Source organism: Priestia megaterium, from assembly GCF_023824195.1.
Lineage (GTDB): Bacteria > Bacillota > Bacilli > Bacillales > Bacillaceae_H > Priestia > Priestia megaterium_D.
Genome location: NZ_CP085442.1, coordinates 3,272,652 through 3,291,516, shown reverse-complemented (window position 1 = coordinate 3,291,516; position 18,865 = coordinate 3,272,652). Strand labels below are relative to the sequence as shown.

Here is an 18,865-nt window from a genome sequence, read left to right as displayed (position 1 = left end):
AATAGAAGGAGCTGTTCACATGAAAGTAGGATTAGTTGGTTTAGGGAAAATGGGGATTAACTTAGGACAAAACTTATTAGATCAGCGTCATGACGTTGTAGCATTTGACGTAAATTCAAAAGCAGTCGAACAAATGAAAGAGTACGGAGCTTTAGGGGCATCAAGCTTGCAAGAGCTTGTGCGGTCATTAGAAACGCCCAGAGTCGTATGGCTGATGGTTCCTCATACGGTTGTTGATTCTGTTATAAGTGAAATTACGCCTCTTTTAGCTGAAGGAGATATCGTAATTGAAGCTGGAAACTCTCATTATAAAGAATCAATTGGACGTTATAACGAGTTAAAAGAATATAAAATCAGCTTTATGGATGTTGGAACATCCGGCGGAATGGAAGGCGCTCGTAACGGAGCTTGCTATATGATTGGCGGAGATCGTGAAGCGTGGGAAATTGTTGAACCAATTTTCCGGGATACAGCAGTAGAAAACGGATATCTATACGCTGGCGGTGCAGGCAGCGGCCACTTTTTAAAAATGGTTCATAACGGCATCGAATACGGTATGATGGCTGCGATTGGTGAAGGATTTGAAGTCCTTGAAAAAAGCCAGTTCGACTATGACTACGCAAAAGTGGCGAGAGTATGGAACAACGGGTCTGTTATTCGTTCATGGCTAATGGAATTAACAGAAAATGCATTCTCTAAAGATGCGAAACTAGATGGCATCAAGGGAGTTATGAATTCTTCTGGTGAAGGAAAATGGACGGTAGAAACGGCTCTAGACCTTCAAACAGCTACCCCGGTTATTGCCATGTCTTTACTAATGCGCTATCGCTCTCTTGAAGATGATACGTTTACAGGAAAGGTAGTTTCTGCGCTTCGAAACGAATTTGGCGGGCATGCAGTAGAAAAGAAATAACAAGTGAAATAGTGGGTATAGTAAAAAAAACTAATGGAGGAATGAAAAGATGAAATTTTTTATTGATACTGCAAATCTTGACGATATTAAAAAAGCATATAAAGTGGGCGTTTTATCGGGAGTCACAACAAACCCTTCTCTTGTGGCAAAAGAAGGCGTAAAGTTTGAAGATCGTATCGAAGAGATTTTAAAAACGGTGCCAGAAGTAGAATCCGTTTCAGCAGAAGTGACGCCAGATGCGGAAACAGCAGAAGAAATGATTGCGCAGGCAGAAGAATTAATTAAAATCAACGGCGGAGACCAAAACATTACGATTAAGCTTCCAATGACAATCGCTGGGTTAGAAGCAACTCGCTACCTTGCTAAAAAGGGCGTAAAAACAAATGTAACGCTTATTTTCACTGTAAACCAAGCGCTTTTAGCAGCTCGTGCAGGTGCAACATATGTATCTCCGTTCCTTGGTCGCCTTGATGATATTTCAGAAGACGGCGTACAGCTTGTGGCTAAAATTGCCGAGCTGTTCCGCATTCAAAACATCGACTCTCAAATCATTGCGGCTTCTGTAAGACACCCGGATCACGTTACACGCGTAGCTCTTGCCGGAGCTCATATTGCAACCATTCCGTATTCAGTAATCGAGCAGCTTGTCAAACATCCTTTAACAGAACAAGGAATTGAAAAATTTGCAGCTGATTGGAAAAACGCTGTTCAAAACTAAGCAAAAGATAAAGAACGTGCGCATTCTAAAAAGAGGATGTTCACGTTCTCTGAAGCTAATATCCCTAAAGAGGTAAACATCATGAATACAGTAGACGCGAAGATTATTAAAACCCAATACGGTTCAGAGCTTTATGTAGACGACGCAGAGCATATTAACTTTAAAAGTCTTCATGCACCAGAAGCAAATCAGCCATTTTATCGAATTGAATTTAAAATTGGCTACTTTTTATTAAAAGAACATCGATATTACGAATACGAACAAAACTATTTTTGGCTTGCAGTAAGCGAAGATTTTAGTAAGCTGGTTATTCAAGAGCCTGATATGGAAAGCTTATTCGGCGCTAAAAGCGAAGAGGAAAGAAAGGCGACGAAAGAGCTTTTAAGTCAGTGGCTCATTCATACAGAGGCTTATAAAAATCAATTAAATCAGCATATTAATGACTGCAAAAAAAGTAATGAGACAAATAAGGGCCTAACGACTGTTTTAGAAAAATTACTAAATGTACCAGCAGCAGACATTGAACAAGCCCCTATTGAGAAGTTAGCTGCCCCGCGAGCAGTTTAACTTAAAAAAGTGAATTAAAAGTCATAGCTATTAGAGAAAAAAGGTGCTTCGTTTGAAACGCGAAGCGCCTTTTTTCTATTTCCCTAAAGAGTTGATTTCTCTTTAGGGAAATAAAGGAATTTATAAAAGTGACATTTTTGTCGTTTTTATGAGGAGGCCAAATTATGCTTATTACGATGTTAACAACAGGAACTCGCGGAGATACACAGCCTTTTATGGCTTTGGGAGTAGAATTAAAAAAGAGAGGATACCGCGTAAGGATTGCAGCTTCTGAATCTTATCAAAATTTAATAGAACCTTATGGATTCGAATTTGCATCGCTTCGAGGTGATGTTTCCAAAATTATAGAAAGCGGTGCAGCAGACGATGCTATTAATGCAGACAGCCCGCTCAAATTCTTTTCAAGTTTAAAAAATGAAAAGATGATGGGTATGATGGTTAATATACAAGAAGATTTGCACAAAGCCTGCACAGGAGCGGATGCAATTGTATATCATCCAGGCGCAGCAATTGGCTATTTTGCTGCTAAAGAGATGAATATACCAAGCATCTTAGCCAGCCCTTTTCCAATGACACCAACAAAAGATTATCCAGCTCTAATTTTTTACGACCGACCACGATTTGGAAAAATATACAACAAGCTGACACATCATATTTTTGAATGGGGGTTTTGGAAGGTCGTAAGTGGCCCTTTAAAAAAATATTGGGTTCAGCAGCATGGAGAAGGACCAAACGATTTTTCATGTCCTTACCCAAAGCAGCGTACAGCAGCTAATCCAACAATTATTTCATCAAGTCCAACCGTATTTCCCGTATCTAAAGATTGGCCTAAACACGTTCATTGCTACGGGAATTGGTTTATGGAAAGTGACCATAGCTATCAGCCGGAAGAAAAGTTGGCAGAGTTTTTAGAAGCCGGAGAGCCGCCAGTTTATGTTGGATTTGGAAGTGTTGGTGATAAAAAAAACGCAGACGAAACGACTGCTTTAGTGATTAAAGCTTTAAAACTTGCCGGGAAACGAGGTATCATCAATACAGGAGGAATTGGAATGAGCCATGCTGAAGAGATGACAGATGATATTTTATTTATAAAAGGCGTTCCTCATGAGTGGCTGTTTCCTAAAATGTCTGCTGTTGTTCATCATGGAGGAGCAGGTACAACAGCCGCAAGTCTACGAGCCGGTGTGCCGAGCGTTATTGTCCCTTATGGAAATGATCAATTTGCCTGGGGAAGAAAAATTCATGAGCTAGGGATTGGATCAAAAGCAATCCCGAGAAAAGAATTAACGGCTGAAAAACTATCAGCAGCTATTTCCTATACGCAAATGAATGAAATTCGATCCAAAGCAAAAGAAGTTGGAAAACAAATTCGAGCGGAAAAGGGAGCAGAAAAAGCAGCTCAAGTGATTATTAATACACTCCACGCATTCTGGAATAAATAAAAATAAGCGAGCGTGAAAAGAAAATGCCAAAAGTAACGGAAGGGTACGCTGAAAAAAAGAAGCAAGAAATTTTAGAAGCGGCCAAAAGAGTATGCATGAACAAACCTGTACATGATGTAGCCATGCGAGATATCGTTCTGGAATCTGGAATGAGTCAAGGAGGGGTGTACAAATATTTTTCAAACCTTGATGAAGTATTTGTCGGACTTCTTAATCAAGAAAGTGTCAGCTATAAAGTAAAAGATAAAATCGAAGCCCTACTTCAGACAAAGAAAGATCCCTTTGAAATGCTGCATGATTTCATCATGTATATTGGAGAACATATCCAAGAATCGATGACAGCAGGAGGAGAAATTTACTTTGAGCTAGTAGCGTTGTATTCAAAAGACCCTCAGCGTTTTATGAAAATCGAAGATCAGCTAGTTGAAGTATCTAACCTTAAATATATTCAAAAGAAGCTTCACGACTTTATCACGGAACAAATAAAAGTGAATAATTTCTCTTCGGCTGTACCAACAGATGATTTGCTAGCTTTTATGGCTACAACAATCAACGGAATTACACAAAATCCAGCGCCGGTTTACAACCTCGATGAACAGAAACAAGTTGCAGAGGAGGTAAACGTAGAACGTCATATAAATACGCTGTCAATAGCTGTCCGGAAGCTGTTAGGTGAATAAGTCCAGTTGCAATCTTGAAATGTTCCTTATAGTAATGCTAACAGCGTTAAGTATGTTTAGAAAAAAGGTTTTCACTTCTTCGTCTCGTCTCCTGTGAATAGTTTTGCAAAAATTAAGCATAATACGACTGCAAACTATATTTAAGGAGATGGAAAAAATGAAAAAAGGACTTATCATTGCTTCTTCAGTTCTTTTCCTTTCAGGCTTAGCTGCGTGCGGAGGAAATAAGGACAATAATGCAATGGACAATACTCAAAATGACTTACGCAACACTTCTACAAACGACGGGGTTGATAACAATATCCCAATGGATAACACTGACCAGCCAACGAAATCAGTTGAAGCAGCGCAAAATGTAGAGGATATGAAAGAAGTTGATGATGCGTATGTACTTCGCGATAATAATAAGGCTTATGTAACGGTAGACTTAGCTGGAAATGACGCAGCGGACAACAATGATAACGGCAAGGTCAACAACGTAACGTTTAACGGCGATACTTACCATGAAGTCTCAACGGATTTTGAACAAAAAATTGCGGATCGTGTGAGAGAAGCAGATAATAAAATCGACAAAGTATACGTAGCGTTTGTAAACACAGGTCTAGATAACATGAACAACAATAATATACCTGGCGTAGATAAAAATGACAAGATGTATAGAGATGATGAAAAAGACAATAACCGTGACCGAGAAGATATTGTAGAAGATCCAAAAGATATGATGGACCGCAACAACAAAGATCAATAATTTAAAAAGGCCTCTGATTATCAGGGGCCTTCATTTCATTAATTAACTTCAAGTAAAGAGATAAAAATCGGAAGAACACAGCAAGAAACGGCTGAAATAAAATCAAGCTCGTTCTGTTTTTTTGCAGAAAGCGTGAACTCCATCAAAATAATTGTTAGGATACTCATGAAAAGCGTTGCATAAAAAAGAAAATCGCGCTGACTTTCCAGTAAAAACAACACCGCATTTAAAATCAAAATAACGGCATAAAGAAACTTGAGCAGCAAATGAAGCTGCGTGCTGAATTTATTCTCTTGTTTGTAGCGCAGTATATAAGCAAAAAAGAAAATAAATAAAGTTAATTGCCATGAGGCAGGAAGTAACTGCTGCCATAGATTGTCCAAGAAACTCATTCCTCCTATAAAACGATGATGCGTATATGTAAAGCACACGTCTTTATTTTAAAAGTGAAAAGTATCTTTAGGCAAGAGCAATTTTTCGGTTTTATTCTTTTTTTATACAGACTCTCACCAAAAAAAAGAACGGCCATCATGACCATTCTTTTTTACTTCACTTCAATTAACACCTTCGTGCCGTCCGGAAACTCATCTACTTGATGGGAGATCCAAGACCCCGCGCCTCGGTTGTCTGAAGGCTTTACATATTCAATATCTGCTCCGCTTCCGCCTTCTTCACAAAAGGCCATCGGAAACTCATCTCGGTCATAGCCGCTTTTAGTCGGAATGCCTTTTAAAGATTCACGGCGGTTTTCCTCAGCCCCGTCTCGGTCAATTGTACAAACAGCTGATTTTCCTTTATCGATTGCATGTTGAATGTGCGCTGCAGTTTCAGGGTAACGATCAGCAGGGAAGGTAATTACTTCATCGTAGGAGGTATTCGTTGAAGAGTTCTGCTCTAACGGATTTCCTTCAATCATAACAATAACGGCTAATACTAAAATTAAAATACCAGAAACAATTTTTTTCAATCTGTAAAACTCCTTTATAAAACGTTTATCACTTTTATTTTAAAGTAATAAGAAAAAAATGTAAAAACATATAATGGAACTAGCTAGAATCCATAAGAAAAATATAAACTCACGTTCAGCAGCTGAGCGTGAGCTTATGTCTAATGGTGAGAGTGATGATGATGCGTTTCGTTTTCAGCTGGCTGCAGTGAACGCAAATCTTCTTTCGATAATTTGTCCACTGCGACTTGGTAAGTAGGAAGGATATGTTCACCGCGCGCGTTAATATCCGTTTTAATGTAGTAAATACCATCCTCTTCAAACGTTGCTTTGGCTGTATACATACTGCCGTTATAGTGCGCATTGGCTACTTGAACTTTCTCAGGGGCATCTGTTTTCCACACTTTGAACTGAACGCTTTTTGCATCATCCACCGTTTTATTTTCTTGCATCACATGTACTTCTAGCACTTGTGTGCTCTGCGGTTTTATAGTTTCGGGAAGCATCACATGCGCAGACAGAGGCTTTGGCTGCTTGTAGAGCTGGTCTGCGTTACTGTTTACAGAGCACGCGGAAAGTAAAATCGTACTGAGTATGACCAATCCGGGTATTTTCCATTTGTTCATTGTTACTGCACCTCACATCGTTTCATGCATCATGCGTTTAAAAACCGCTTCAATGCTGGAATTCGTTTGATGACAAAGAAATCTAAAAGCCACACCATAACCAAGGACAGTCCAACTAAAGGAAAGAGGATACCAAACACCACGATTATACACGTCACGATTCGCATTGCATTTCCTTCAGGAACTTTAGGAGCCCCCATGTTTTTAGCTGGTTTTCGCCTCCACCACAGGAAGGATCCGCTGATCACGATACCAGCAATTCCAATACACATAATAAGACCAATAAGCTGATTCATAAATCCAAACTGTGTGCCTTTATGAAGCGTAATGCCAAGCGCAATCAATTTGCCCATAAATCCATAATTGCCGTACCGGTAATCTGCTAAAACGGCGCCGGTATATTGATCAAGGTGAATGGTTGCTTCATCCTGTGCTTTTGGTGAAAAAACAGAGAGCGTATACACACCTTGAGGTTCTTGCGGTATAGAAATCGTGTAGCCGTCGTGAATATGCCGTTCTTTTGCAATCGTGACAATGTCATCAAGCGATACTTTTGTATATTGCTGAGCTGTGGAGCTTGGAACTTCTAACGTTTCAGCTCCCCAAGGCACGTCCGCTACATCTTTTGTTTGCACGGTTGAAGTAGGAGCACTGCCTACCCAAATAGACGGAGGGTACCCAACGCCTGCGTTTGTGGCGATTTGCTGAAACGCATTACCCCACAGTCCTGACCACGGAAGTCCCGTTAGTACGAGAAAAAGCATCCCGGCTGAAATCCAAAAGGCCGGTACCGCATGAAGGTCTCGTGCAAGCACGTTTTTACCTTTTGAAAAACGAGGAATCAGCACACCTTTTATTTTGTCTTTTTTCCGTGGCCACCACAAAAAGGCGCCGGTTACAATTAAGACAATCGCCCAGCAGGCCGCAAGTTCTACGATACGATCACCGGCTGTTCCTGCCATCAGCTCTCCGTGAAATTCTTCAATTTGATTCATTAAGCGACTCGAATCATCTAATTTTCCTATGATGTGACCATTGTGAGGGTTAACAAAAATCGTATATGTATGGTCTTTTAATGAAATTCCTACTTCTGAAGAACGAGTGGAGCGATCACTGGGCTTATAAGTCAACACGTCAGCGCCTGGATACTTTTCCTTTACAGCCTGTACTTGTGCTGAAGGAGATACGTACTGTGACTGAACTTGCACATGATACAAGTCGTGGTACAGTCTTTCCTCAATTTGAGGCTTGAATAAATACATGCCGCCAGTAACAGCTAATATAAGAAGAAGCGGAGTAAACACTAAACCTGCATAAAAATGCCAGCGCCATATGGCTTTGTATAGACCTTGAGAACGCGCCGTGCTTTTTTTATTTGTACTCTTTGTCTCTTCTTGCTTTTCCTGCATCATTTTTTCTCTTTTCCTCCTTTTTACTAACTAGCGTGCTTTTATTATAGAAGGAAAGGGAGGATTAGCCATCACCCCTGAGAGTGATTGTTGGGACTTATAAGAGGAAGGTGCTAATAAAAAAAGCATCTGCTTGACGTAGAAAGGGCAGATGCTTTTTCATTTATTTCTTTTTATAATAAGGACCTAGACGGTCAATACGATTTGTCCAAATTCCACCTGAATAATTATCCGGAAGGCGTTTTATGTCTTTGGCAGAATCAAATCCAGTGGAAAATTCGCTTCCGTTTCCGCCTACAATAATAGTCCGGGTATTGATGTGATCCATTCGGTTTAAAAATCGGTTTGGCCATCCCCATAGAAAAGGTCCGATCTTTTCAGGTATATGTAGTTCAGTGTTTTTGCATGCTTTAGGCACGTATCCGGTCCACCCGGTTGCTATATACGGAATAAGACAAGATTTCATCGTTGCTTTTGACATAACTTTTAGGTTGGGCATCGCTTTTTTCAGCGAATCAATAGGCTCGTCTCCTCCGTACACAGTGATGTTTTTTAAGCGTTTTCTAGAGAGCTGTGACAAGTACTTTGCTAGTTTTTTTCCTTCTTCAGGATCATTGCTTTTTACGTGAATAAGAAAGGATTTGTGCGGAAAGTATTTCATCACTTCGGCTAGAGAAGGCATAAGGTTAACTCCTTTGCCGCGAAAAGGATGCGTTTTTCCTCCGTCTGCCGTGTAGCCGTACCCAATATCAAGCTTTTTTAATTCTGCCATGGTGTAATCTCGTGTTACGCCTGTTCCGTTCGTCCGGCAATCGAGAGTCCAATCATGGAACACAGCAAACTGATTGTCTTTTGTAATATGAACGTCGAGCTCAACAATATCAGCTCCGTCTTTAAAGGCTTGTTTTATAGAAGGAATCGTATTTTCTAAAAAAGAATGCTCAGGTTTGTAGATGCGTTCCGCTGTACACGTATCGTTTTGAAGACCTTTTATATTAAACGTTTGAGCTACGCCTCTATGAGCAAGAAGGAGAGGCTGTCCGCTTCTTTTTGTCAATAAAGAGCTATTGTTTATGTATACAAAAACAGCGATTCCTATCAAAATAAACCATACAGATTTTCGTTTAAAAAGCGCTCTTAAAAAATTCATGGCATCCCCCAGGTAGTTATTACATATTAATTCTTACTTCTAAAAAATCCTATAAGAATTCGTTCTCATTTTCAATATCCAGACGCTAATAACTTCATTATAGTTTTCAGATAATTTATAGAAAATAGAATGTTTCACATCTACCAAGACACAAAAAAACAGCTCGTGAAAGCTGTTAGTTCATTAAGCCATTTTGAAACGCATAGCTTGTCAGCTGCACGCGATTTTCTAAATGAAGCTTGCTTAAAATGTTTTTTAAATGGCTTTTTACCGTGTGTTCAGAAATAAATAACTGCGCGGAGATATCGCGGTTTGACAGTCCTTTAGCCACTAATTGAAGTACTTCAAGCTCTCGTGCAGAAAGGGGAGTGTCGGGTTTTGTAATCGATGTTTCCTGCGGAAACTCTTTTAAAATTTGAAACGCAATTTCTTTTGACATAGGAACTTCATCTAAAGCGAATGCACGCAAATAGTCGTACCATACTTCAGACTGCAGGTTTTTTAACAAATAGCCCTGTGCGCCTTTTTTCAGCGCATCAAATAAATCCGTAATATCGTCTGAAACCGTGATGACAACAATTTTAACGTACGGAAACTGAAGCTTAATTTGTTTTGTCGCTTCTAATCCATTCATCACGGGCATTCCAATATCCATTAGCACAATGTCAGGCATTAATTTTTCGGTTAGTTCAATTGCTTCTTGCCCGTTGGTTCCTTCACCAACAATTATAAAATCTTCATATTCTTCTAAAATATCACGAATGCCTTCTCTTGCGTGAGCATGATCATCTACAATTAAAATACGAAACGGCTGCATTTACATAACCTCCTTTTTAATACTAACAATGGTTTGGTTCTGTTTTCGCTGAATGGAAAAGTCCCAGTTCATATCCTTTGCACGATCTTTCATAATTTGCAAACCAAGACCGGACTTGAGAGAGTCGGCCGTAAAACCTGTACCGAAATCTGTAATTTCACAAATCCACCCCCCCGCCGTTTCAGTGGCTGTAATCCAGATTTTATTCGTTTTTGCATGTTTGATTACATTCATAGCCGCTTCCTTTACACAGGCAAACAGCTCATTCTTTTCTTTTCTCGACAGCGTTGTTTCTGACAGTCTCCAATCTAGATTTACATCCAGAAAATGAGTATGTGTTAAATCATCGACGTATTGATGAATGCTTTCGGTCCAGCTTTCGGAAGAGTCAGACGGAGAGTGCTTTAAATTCGTAATCGCTTGACGCGTATCGTCATGAACATGCTGCAGAGTTTGCTTCATCCGGATAAAATCAGGATCCTGCTCCAATTTGTTTTTTCTTCCGAATTTATTCATTTTGACGGATAGGAGAAAAAGCGACTGTGCAATGCCGTCATGCAGTTCACGAGCTAATGTTTCACGCTCAATAAGCGCTGCTTTCTTTTCTTTTTCTTGTCTTAGCTCCTCTTGTATTTTTTCTAAAACAGAAAATAAATAGCGGACAAATACGAGCGTTACAAAAAAGACAAGCAGCGGAGAAAGGACATTTCCCATATCCATTGAAATATATGGAAGCAAAAAAGCATGGCGAATATACTCCCAAAGCGCGATGGTCAAAGTCGGAAGAAGTAAAATGAGCCATTTAATTTGTCTGTACTTCACGTTAGCCCTTCTTTCGTTCATAAAATGTGTCTATATTTTATCATTTGAGCAGGAAATTGCTAGAGGAAAGACGAGAAATCACTCTTAAGGGTGATTGGATGTAACTCTCGATTGAATGAAATTAATGGGAAAAAGCTTTATCTGCAATATCATACAAGAAAAACCCTAAAGTAAATGGTATGGTTAAATGACTTAGTATGTGACAAGGAGGGATTCATCGATGACAAAAGAAATTCGGACAGCGCACGTTGATGCGGCTTTACATATTGAAGCTTACCGCTTTAAAGGAATTATGCAAAAGTTTCCTGCTCATTTTCACGAGTATTATGTGATTGGATTTATTGAAGAAGGTCAGCGCCATTTAATTTGCCAAGGCAAAGAATACATCATTAACCCAGGAGATTTGCTGCTGTTTAATCCGTATGATACGCATAGCTGTGAGCAAATAGATGGCAAAACGCTTGATTATCGCTGTATTAATGTGACGCCAGACGTGATGAAAAAAGCTGTTTTTGACATTAACGGCAGTGAAAGTCTTCCGCGTTTCAACAGAAACGTGGTGCAAGCAAGTGAAGTTGTATCTAGTTTAAAAGAGCTTCATTTGCAAATTTTAAATGGTGAGCATGAGTTCAAAAAAGAAGAGTTATTTTTATATTTGCTAGAAGAACTTATGCACGATCATTCAAACCTTTCTTCTTTTTCGTCAGCTGCTGACACATCTGATGAAATCAAAACAATCTGCAGCTATTTAGAAGAAAACTATAAAAAAAAGATCACGCTGGATGAATTAAGTCAGCTAATTGGATGGAGTAAATATCGGCTACTGCGCTCTTTTATAAAGCAAAAAGGTATCTCTCCATACAGCTACTTAGAGACGATTCGAATCAATCAGGCTAAAAAACTGCTAGAGCAGGGGAAGAAGCCAATTGACGTCTCCTTTTTAACGGGATTTAGTGATCAAAGCCATTTGACTAAATTTTTTAAAAGCCAGGTTGGGTTAACGCCAAAACAATATATAAAAATATTTGAAAATGAAAAGAAAACAGGATGCTAGTAATAGCTTAAAAGGGAGAGAAATACTGTGGATCATTTAGCTGCTTACATGCTGATGGCGCTGGTTATGTCGATGATACCTGGTGCTGATACGATTCTTATCATGAAAAATACGCTTCATCATGGAGCAAAAGCAGGACGTTTTACCATACTCGGCATGGCTACAGGTCTCACGTTTTGGACGTTCATTGCTGTGCTTGGCTTGTCTGTTGCTATAGCTCAGTCTGTGTACCTGTTTAACACCATTAAATATATAGGTGCAGCGTACTTATTTTACTTAGGCATCAGGGTATTTCTGACAAAAAACACGCTCTCATTGGAGCACATTTCAGAAGAACAAAAAGCTGTTAAGCCTTCATCTAATCACTGCTATAAAGAATCATACATACAGGGAGCTCTTAGTAATTTTCTTAATCCTAAAACGGTATTAGTCTATATTACATTCATGCCCCAATTTATTAATGTGGATGCTCACACGAATCAACAGCTGCTGATGCTTGGTTTTATTCTTACGTTCATCGCGGTAGGGTGGTTTTTAATCTTGGTGTATGTAATAGATTACGTGAAAAGGTGGATTAAAAAACCGGTGTTTCAAAAAGCTTTTCAGAAATGCAGCGGAGTGCTGCTGATTGGTTTTGGGATAAAAACAATAGTGTAATAGTAGTTAGCAAGCAAAAAAGCCTTATTGAAAAATAAGGCTTTTTTTACGTTTAAAAACACGTAAACGAAATAATTTGTCGTGTATCGACACCGAAAATGGTCCAAAAACGTCCGTTCCATCTAAATCCTGCAACCGATCGCGGTCCTACAAAAATAGGAAAATACCAGAAGCTAGAGCCGTTTCTAAGCCATATGAACGTATTGCGGAATAGACATAGAGAAATGGCTCCTGGGTCAACGGCAAATGGAGTTGCCGTTTGTTGAGCTGGAATAAATGCCGGCGGAGGGGAAGTTGGGGCTTGCTGCAGGTTAGGTGTAGGTAAAACGCCTGGTGGTCTAGGTGGACCGGGCAGGAGTTGAGGTCCAGGAAATCTTGCTGGGTAAGAATAAAAATCCATGTAATTAATGTCCATTTTTTAATCACCCCTATTTTTTTATCACTATTTTATAAAGTATGAGAAAGCTGCCTAGAGGAATTAGGCAACTATAACGTTTTTTACATAGGTCTTTTTTATGAAGAAAAGTTTGGTTCCTAAGTCGGAAATAAATTCCTTCATGAACTCGATAAAAGCTGAATAGGATAAAACAGAGTGTGTTTTTAGAGGAGGACTTTTCATGGATAACAATCCAAAAAAGATGTTTACACCGGTTAAGACCTATCAACCTTTCCACAGTATCTATGATCCTTGCCGGCCGATAGGAGTTAAATATTATTCTACGCCGCCTCAATTATACATGGGATTTCAGCCGCCGAATCTGCAGCAGTTTTCACCGAAAGAAGCGCTAAAAAAAGGAACGCTGTGGCCGGCTTTTTGGGACTACTATGAAAATCCATACAAAGATAAGAAGAGGGATGAAGAATGAAAAAACTACCTCCGGAGTACTATCAGGATTTAGAAGAAATACAGGCGATTGATTTTGCACTAGTAGAATTAACACTGTATTTAGATACCCATCCAAATGACCAGCAGGCTATGCAGCAGTTTAACGAATACGCGCAGCAGGCTATGCAGTTAAAAAGAAACTTTGAAACAAAGTACGGGCCGCTCCAGCAGTATGGAAACAGCTATACCGACGGGAAGTGGAGCTGGGGAACAAGCCCTTGGCCATGGCAAATATAAGCAGATAAAGGCGGGAACTATATGTGGGTGTATGAAAAGAAATTGCAGTATCCAGTGAAAGTAAGCACGTGTAATCCAACGCTTGCCAAATATTTAATGGAACAGTACGGGGGAGCGGACGGAGAGCTTGCAGCAGCACTTCGTTATTTAAATCAGCGCTATACGATTCCCGATAAAGTTGTTGGATTACTAAACGATATCGGGACAGAAGAGTTTGCTCATCTTGAAATGATTGCTACGATGATTTATAAGCTAACAAAAGATGCAACGCCGGAGCAGCTGAAGGCAGCGGGATTAGCAGAACACTATGTGAACCATGATAGTGCGCTTTATTATAATAATGCTGCTGGGGTTCCGTTTACAGCTACTTATATACAGGCAAAAGGAGATCCGATTGCAGATCTTTATGAAGACATAGCTGCAGAAGAAAAAGCAAGAGCTACATATCAATGGTTAATTGATATATCAGATGATCCTGATTTAAACGACAGCTTAAGATTTTTAAGAGAAAGAGAGATTGTTCACTCACAGCGGTTCCGTGAGGCCGTGGAGATTTTAAAAGATGACAGAGACAGGAAGAAAATCTTTTAACTAGCAAAAAAACATCCCCCTTGGCGAATGCAAACGAAAGGAGGGATGTTTTTTATTGTGGCTGCGTTGGTTACGCGCTAGAACTGCAGTGACAAGAAACAACCTTTAATTTCCCTTCAACATCTTTCCAAACTCGCGTATAGCAGTATTCTCCTCCAAGAGCTTCACCAGTTGCCAGCGCCCCATTTAACGCTACTTTTGTAACCGTAACGGCAAGTTCTTGAAACAGTTTAATTTCTTGTTCCAACACTTCGATGCCCGCTATATCAAGACTTTTTGAACGATGAACATTTATATCTTCTTCTTTTGACAACCATTCCCCAAGGTGATTCACAAAAATAAGTTCATCTGAAAGTAATTCTTCTAATAGCTCTATGTTATTAGAAAGCATGGCTGAGCGAAGCATTTCTTCGTATTCTATAACTGTTGCTTGGTTCATTTTTTACCCTCCTTTACGCCTTGTGTAACTCTTTTCTATTTCCACGTTGCTTTTCCTTTAAACTTCTGTCCTTAATAAATTGTGTTAATTTATGTTAATAGAGGGGATAAGTGGACTGATTTTCTGTAAGCACAAAAGATTCTGAAAGACTCGGTTAATTACCTTTAAATGGTATAAAATTAGAATGAAAGAACCTTTTCTTTCCACTTTTCTAGTTATCTTTTTACTATTAAGATGCAGTTTTTTATACTTGTAATTGTAGCGGAATGAACGTTCATTCCGTTTTTGAAAAGAGGTGATAAAGTGGAATCTACTCCAACAAAACAAAAAGCGATTTTTTCTGCTTCGCTTCTGCTGTTTGCAGAAAGAGGATTTGATGCAACAACGATGCCAATGATTGCAGAGAATGCCAAAGTAGGAGCAGGAACAATTTATCGCTACTTTAAAAATAAAGAAAGCCTTGTAAATGAATTATTTCAGCAGCATGTCAATGAGTTTTTACAGTGCATTGAAAGCGGCCTGGCAAACGAAAGAGAAGGATACCGAGATGGGTTTCATCATATCTTTGAAGGTATGGTGACATTTACTAAAAATCATCCTCGGGCTCTTGGGTTTATCAAAACTCATAGCCAAGGAGCTTTTTTAACGGAAGAGAGCCGCTTAGCATATCAAAAGCTGGTGGGATTTGTTTGCACGTTCTTCAGAGAAGGACAAAAGCAAGGTGTGATTAGAAATCTTCCTGAAAATGCGCTAATTGCTATTTTATTTGGAAGCTTTATGGAGTTATATGAACTAATTGAAAATGACTATTTAAATTTAACGAATCAATTACTTACAGACGTAGAAGAAAGTCTTTGGGCAGCACTTAGCAGACAATCATGAAACTTAACAAGTGAAAGAGGGATAATATGACAATTAAAGAAATGCCTCAGCCAAAAACGTTTGGAGAGCTTAAAAACTTACCGTTATTAAACACAGATAAACCAGTTCAAGCTTTGATGAAAATTGCGGATGAACTAGGAGAAATCTTTAAATTTGAAGCGCCTGGCCGTGTAACGCGCTACTTATCAAGTCAGCGTCTAATTAAGGAAGCATGCGATGAATCACGCTTTGATAAAAACTTAAGTCAAGCGCTTAAATTTGTGCGTGATTTTGCAGGAGACGGATTATTTACAAGCTGGACGCACGAAAAAAATTGGAAAAAAGCGCATAATATCTTACTTCCAAGCTTCAGTCAGCAGGCAATGAAAGGCTATCATGCGATGATGGTCGATATCGCCGTGCAGCTTATTCAAAAGTGGGAGCGTCTAAATGCAGATGAGCATATTGAAGTACCGGAAGATATGACGCGCTTAACGCTTGATACAATCGGTCTTTGCGGATTTAACTACCGCTTTAACAGCTTTTATCGAGATCAGCCTCATCCGTTTATTACAAGTATGGTACGTGCGCTAGATGAAGCGATGAACAAGCTGCAGCGAGCAAATCCAGATGACCCAGCTTACGATGAAAATAAGCGCCAGTTTCAAGACGACATTAAGGTGATGAACGACTTAGTAGATAAAATTATTGCAGACCGCAAAGCAAGCGGTGAACAAAGCGATGATTTGTTAACGCATATGCTAAACGGAAAAGATCCAGAAACAGGTGAGCCGCTGGATGACGAGAACATTCGCTATCAAATTATTACGTTCTTAATTGCGGGACACGAAACAACAAGCGGTCTTTTATCATTTGCGCTGTATTTCTTAGTGAAAAATCCACATGTATTACAAAAAGCAGCAGAAGAAGCAGCACGAATTCTAGTAGATCCTGTTCCAAGCTACAAACAAGTCAAACAGCTTAAATATGTGGGCATGGTCTTAAACGAAGCGCTGCGCTTATGGCCAACGGCTCCTGCGTTTTCCCTATATGCAAAAGAAGATACGGTGCTTGGAGGAGAATATCCTTTAGAAAAAGGTGATGAACTGATGGTTCTGATTCCTCAGCTTCACCGTGATAAAACGATTTGGGGAGACGATGTAGAAGAGTTCCGCCCAGAGCGTTTTGAAAACCCAAGCGCGATTCCGCAGCATGCGTTTAAACCATTTGGAAACGGTCAGCGTGCGTGTATCGGTCAGCAGTTCGCTCTTCATGAAGCAACGCTTGTACTTGGTATGATGCTAAAACACTTTGATTTTGAAGACCATACAAACTACGAGCTAGATATTAAAGAAACCTTAACGTTAAAACCTGAAGGCTTTGTTGTAAAAGCAAAATCGAAACAAATTCCGCTTGGCGGCATTCCTTCACCAAGCCGAGAGCAGTCAGCTAAAAAAGAGCGCAAAACCGTAGAAAACGCTCATAATACGCCGCTTCTTGTGCTATACGGTTCAAATATGGGAACAGCCGAAGGAACGGCGCGTGATTTAGCGGATATTGCGATGAGCAAAGGATTCGCACCGCAAGTCGCAACGCTTGATTCCCACGCAGGAAATCTTCCGCTTGAAGGAGCTGTTTTAATCGTAACGGCTTCTTATAACGGTCATCCCCCTGATAACGCAAAGGAATTTGTTGACTGGTTAGACCAAGCGTCTGCTGATGAAGTAAAAGGCGTTCGCTACTCCGTATTTGGATGCGGTGATAAAAACTGGGCGGCAACGTATCAAAAAGTGCCTGCTTTTATTGATGAAACGCTTGCCGCTAAAGGGGCAGAAAACATAGCTGAACGCGGTGAAGCAGATGCAAGTGACGACTTTGAAGGCACATACGAAGAATGGCGTGAACACATGTGGAGTGACTTAGCAGCCTACTTTAACTTAGACATTGAAAACAGCGAAGAAAATGCGTCTACGCTTTCACTTCAATTTGTTGACAGCGCTGCGGACATGCCGCTTGCGAAAATGCACCGTGCGTTTTCAGCGAACGTCGTAGCAAGCAAAGAACTTCAACAGCCAGGCAGTGCACGAAGCACGCGTCATCTTGAAATTGAACTTCCAAAAGAAGCTTCTTATCAAGAAGGAGATCATTTAGGTGTTATTCCTCGCAACTATGAAGGAATAGTAAATCGTGTAACAGCAAGGTTCGATCTAGATGCATCACAGCAAATCCGTTTGGAAGCTGAAGAAGAAAAATTAGCTCATTTGCCACTTGGCAAAACGGTATCAGTAGAAGAGCTTCTGCAATACGTGGAGCTTCAAGATGCCGTTACGCGCACGCAGCTTCGCGCAATGGCTGCTAAAACGGTCTGCCCGCCTCATAAAGTGGAGCTTGAAGCCTTGCTTGAAAAGCAAGCGTACAAAGAACAAGTGCTGGCAAAACGCTTAACGATGCTTGAACTGCTTGAAAAATATCCGGCGTGTGAAATGGAATTCAGTGAATTTATCGCCCTTCTTCCAAGTATGCGTCCGCGCTATTACTCAATTTCTTCATCACCTCGTGTGAATGAAAAACAAGCAAGCATCACGGTCAGCGTTGTCTCAGGAGAAGCGTGGAGCGGATACGGAGAATACAAAGGAATTGCGTCAAACTACCTTGCCGAGCTGCAAGAAGGAGATACGATTACGTGCTTTGTTTCCACACCGCAGTCAGGTTTTACGCTGCCTAAAGACTCTGAAACACCGCTTATTATGGTGGGACCAGGAACAGGCGTTGCGCCGTTTAGAGGTTTTGTGCAGGCTCGCAAGCAGCTAAAAGAACAAGGACAGTCGCTTGGAGAAGCGCATTTATACTTTGGGTGCCGTTCACCTCATGAAGACTATCTTTATCAAGAAGAGCTTGAAAACGCACAAAATGAAGGCATCATTACGCTTCATACCGCTTTTTCTCGCGTACCAAATCAGCCGAAAACATACGTTCAGCACGTTATGGAACAAGACGGTAAGGAATTGATTGAACTTCTTGACCAAGGAGCGCACTTCTATATTTGCGGAGACGGAAGCCAAATGGCACCTGACGTTGAAGCAACGCTTATGAAAAGCTACGCTGAAGTTCACAAAGTGAGTGAAGCAGACGCTCGCTTATGGCTGCAGCAGTTAGAAGAAAAAAGCCGATACGCAAAAGACGTGTGGGCTGGGTAAATTAAAAAGCGGCTAGGATAAAAGTTGTTTAGTTGGTTGAAGGAAGATCCGAACGATGAATCGTTCGGATTTTTTATTGGTAGGGTGAATATGCATTTAATCTAT

The 18,865-nt window shown here is 40.2% G+C and carries 22 protein-coding genes; 13 read left to right on the top strand and 9 right to left on the bottom strand.

Annotated features, from left to right (window positions below; all coding sequences use genetic code 11):
* Positions 1 to 19 precede the first annotated feature (19 nt).
* The 6 genes from gnd (at position 20) to LIS78_RS16860 (ending at position 5,068) form a co-directional block, all read left to right on the top strand.
* Positions 20 to 913, top strand: a complete 894-nt coding sequence (gnd, locus tag LIS78_RS16885) for a phosphogluconate dehydrogenase (NAD(+)-dependent, decarboxylating) (protein ID WP_195782609.1) — start codon at positions 20 to 22, stop codon at positions 911 to 913.
* A 49-nt stretch (positions 914 to 962) separates the two neighbouring features.
* Positions 963 to 1,631, top strand: a complete 669-nt coding sequence (gene fsa, locus LIS78_RS16880; protein WP_116076436.1) for a fructose-6-phosphate aldolase — start codon at positions 963 to 965, stop codon at positions 1,629 to 1,631.
* 81 nt (positions 1,632 to 1,712) lie between these two features.
* On the top strand, positions 1,713 to 2,198 hold the full coding sequence (locus tag LIS78_RS16875) for a hypothetical protein (protein WP_209150134.1): 486 nt from the start codon (positions 1,713 to 1,715) through the stop codon (positions 2,196 to 2,198).
* Between the two features lie 164 nt (positions 2,199 to 2,362).
* Positions 2,363 to 3,640: a glycosyltransferase gene (locus tag LIS78_RS16870; RefSeq protein ID WP_252284028.1), complete on the top strand. Its 1,278-nt coding sequence runs from the start codon at positions 2,363 to 2,365 to the stop codon at positions 3,638 to 3,640.
* A gap of 23 nt (positions 3,641 to 3,663) precedes the next feature.
* Positions 3,664 to 4,320, top strand: coding sequence for a TetR/AcrR family transcriptional regulator (locus LIS78_RS16865; RefSeq protein ID WP_252284027.1), 657 nt, complete (start codon positions 3,664 to 3,666; stop codon positions 4,318 to 4,320).
* Between the two features lie 157 nt (positions 4,321 to 4,477).
* Positions 4,478 to 5,068: a hypothetical protein gene (locus LIS78_RS16860; protein WP_195782613.1), complete on the top strand. Its 591-nt coding sequence runs from the start codon at positions 4,478 to 4,480 to the stop codon at positions 5,066 to 5,068.
* Between the two features lie 38 nt (positions 5,069 to 5,106).
* Here LIS78_RS16860 and LIS78_RS16855 read toward each other — a convergent pair whose 3' ends face one another.
* The 7 genes from LIS78_RS16855 to LIS78_RS16825 form a co-directional block, all read right to left on the bottom strand.
* Complete coding sequence (locus LIS78_RS16855) at positions 5,107 to 5,460, bottom strand: DUF1516 family protein (RefSeq protein WP_245210603.1); 354 nt, start codon at positions 5,458 to 5,460, stop codon at positions 5,107 to 5,109.
* A gap of 152 nt (positions 5,461 to 5,612) precedes the next feature.
* Positions 5,613 to 6,035: a NucA/NucB deoxyribonuclease domain-containing protein gene (locus LIS78_RS16850; RefSeq protein WP_013057949.1), complete on the bottom strand. Its 423-nt coding sequence runs from the start codon at positions 6,033 to 6,035 to the stop codon at positions 5,613 to 5,615.
* A 140-nt stretch (positions 6,036 to 6,175) separates the two neighbouring features.
* The gene (locus tag LIS78_RS16845; RefSeq protein ID WP_252284026.1) at positions 6,176 to 6,640 is read right to left on the bottom strand and encodes a FixH family protein; all 465 of its coding nucleotides are present in this window, start codon (positions 6,638 to 6,640) and stop codon (positions 6,176 to 6,178) included.
* A 29-nt stretch (positions 6,641 to 6,669) separates the two neighbouring features.
* Positions 6,670 to 8,052: a PepSY-associated TM helix domain-containing protein gene (locus LIS78_RS16840; protein ID WP_252284025.1), complete on the bottom strand. Its 1,383-nt coding sequence runs from the start codon at positions 8,050 to 8,052 to the stop codon at positions 6,670 to 6,672.
* Between the two features lie 160 nt (positions 8,053 to 8,212).
* Entirely contained in the window at positions 8,213 to 9,199 is a 987-nt protein-coding gene (locus LIS78_RS16835; protein WP_252284024.1) for a glycerophosphodiester phosphodiesterase family protein, read from the bottom strand.
* A 175-nt stretch (positions 9,200 to 9,374) separates the two neighbouring features.
* The gene (locus LIS78_RS16830) at positions 9,375 to 10,016 is read right to left on the bottom strand and encodes a response regulator (RefSeq protein WP_195782618.1); all 642 of its coding nucleotides are present in this window, start codon (positions 10,014 to 10,016) and stop codon (positions 9,375 to 9,377) included.
* Positions 10,017 to 10,838 carry a sensor histidine kinase gene (locus LIS78_RS16825; RefSeq protein ID WP_209150128.1) on the bottom strand — a complete coding sequence of 274 codons (822 nt, stop codon included), beginning with the start codon at positions 10,836 to 10,838 and terminating at the stop codon, positions 10,017 to 10,019.
* A gap of 220 nt (positions 10,839 to 11,058) precedes the next feature.
* On the opposite strand from LIS78_RS16825, the gene LIS78_RS16820 reads away from it, so the two are divergent.
* Complete coding sequence (locus LIS78_RS16820) at positions 11,059 to 11,892, top strand: AraC family ligand binding domain-containing protein (RefSeq protein ID WP_252284023.1); 834 nt, start codon at positions 11,059 to 11,061, stop codon at positions 11,890 to 11,892.
* Between the two features lie 27 nt (positions 11,893 to 11,919).
* Positions 11,920 to 12,549, top strand: coding sequence for a LysE family translocator (locus tag LIS78_RS16815; protein ID WP_195782621.1), 630 nt, complete (start codon positions 11,920 to 11,922; stop codon positions 12,547 to 12,549).
* Between the two features lie 52 nt (positions 12,550 to 12,601).
* Here the strand turns inward: LIS78_RS16815 and LIS78_RS16810 are convergent, their stop codons facing one another.
* Positions 12,602 to 12,964 carry a transporter gene (locus tag LIS78_RS16810; RefSeq protein WP_195782622.1) on the bottom strand — a complete coding sequence of 121 codons (363 nt, stop codon included), beginning with the start codon at positions 12,962 to 12,964 and terminating at the stop codon, positions 12,602 to 12,604.
* A 202-nt stretch (positions 12,965 to 13,166) separates the two neighbouring features.
* On the opposite strand from LIS78_RS16810, the gene LIS78_RS16805 reads away from it, so the two are divergent.
* Genes LIS78_RS16805 through cotJC form a run of 3 tightly spaced genes read left to right on the top strand, consistent with a single transcriptional unit; the run spans position 13,167 to position 14,263 of the window.
* Complete coding sequence (locus LIS78_RS16805; RefSeq protein ID WP_013057939.1) at positions 13,167 to 13,415, top strand: spore coat associated protein CotJA; 249 nt, start codon at positions 13,167 to 13,169, stop codon at positions 13,413 to 13,415.
* The gene (locus LIS78_RS16800; RefSeq protein WP_025751042.1) at positions 13,412 to 13,672 is read left to right on the top strand and encodes a spore coat protein CotJB; all 261 of its coding nucleotides are present in this window, start codon (positions 13,412 to 13,414) and stop codon (positions 13,670 to 13,672) included. The genes LIS78_RS16805 and LIS78_RS16800 overlap by 4 nt, the downstream gene beginning before the upstream one ends.
* Positions 13,673 to 13,693: 21 nt before the next feature.
* The gene (gene cotJC / locus LIS78_RS16795) at positions 13,694 to 14,263 is read left to right on the top strand and encodes a spore coat protein CotJC (protein WP_013083974.1); all 570 of its coding nucleotides are present in this window, start codon (positions 13,694 to 13,696) and stop codon (positions 14,261 to 14,263) included.
* Between the two features lie 70 nt (positions 14,264 to 14,333).
* Here the strand turns inward: cotJC and LIS78_RS16790 are convergent, their stop codons facing one another.
* A complete protein-coding gene (locus LIS78_RS16790) occupies positions 14,334 to 14,702 on the bottom strand; it encodes a nuclear transport factor 2 family protein (protein ID WP_195782623.1) in 369 nt (122 codons plus the stop codon).
* Positions 14,703 to 15,005: 303 nt separating this feature from the next.
* Between LIS78_RS16790 and LIS78_RS16785 the strand changes: the two genes are divergently transcribed.
* Complete coding sequence (locus LIS78_RS16785; protein WP_195782624.1) at positions 15,006 to 15,584, top strand: TetR/AcrR family transcriptional regulator; 579 nt, start codon at positions 15,006 to 15,008, stop codon at positions 15,582 to 15,584.
* Between the two features lie 26 nt (positions 15,585 to 15,610).
* Complete coding sequence (locus tag LIS78_RS16780; RefSeq protein ID WP_286676926.1) at positions 15,611 to 18,760, top strand: bifunctional cytochrome P450/NADPH--P450 reductase; 3,150 nt, start codon at positions 15,611 to 15,613, stop codon at positions 18,758 to 18,760.
* Positions 18,761 to 18,865: the final 105 nt, after the last annotated feature.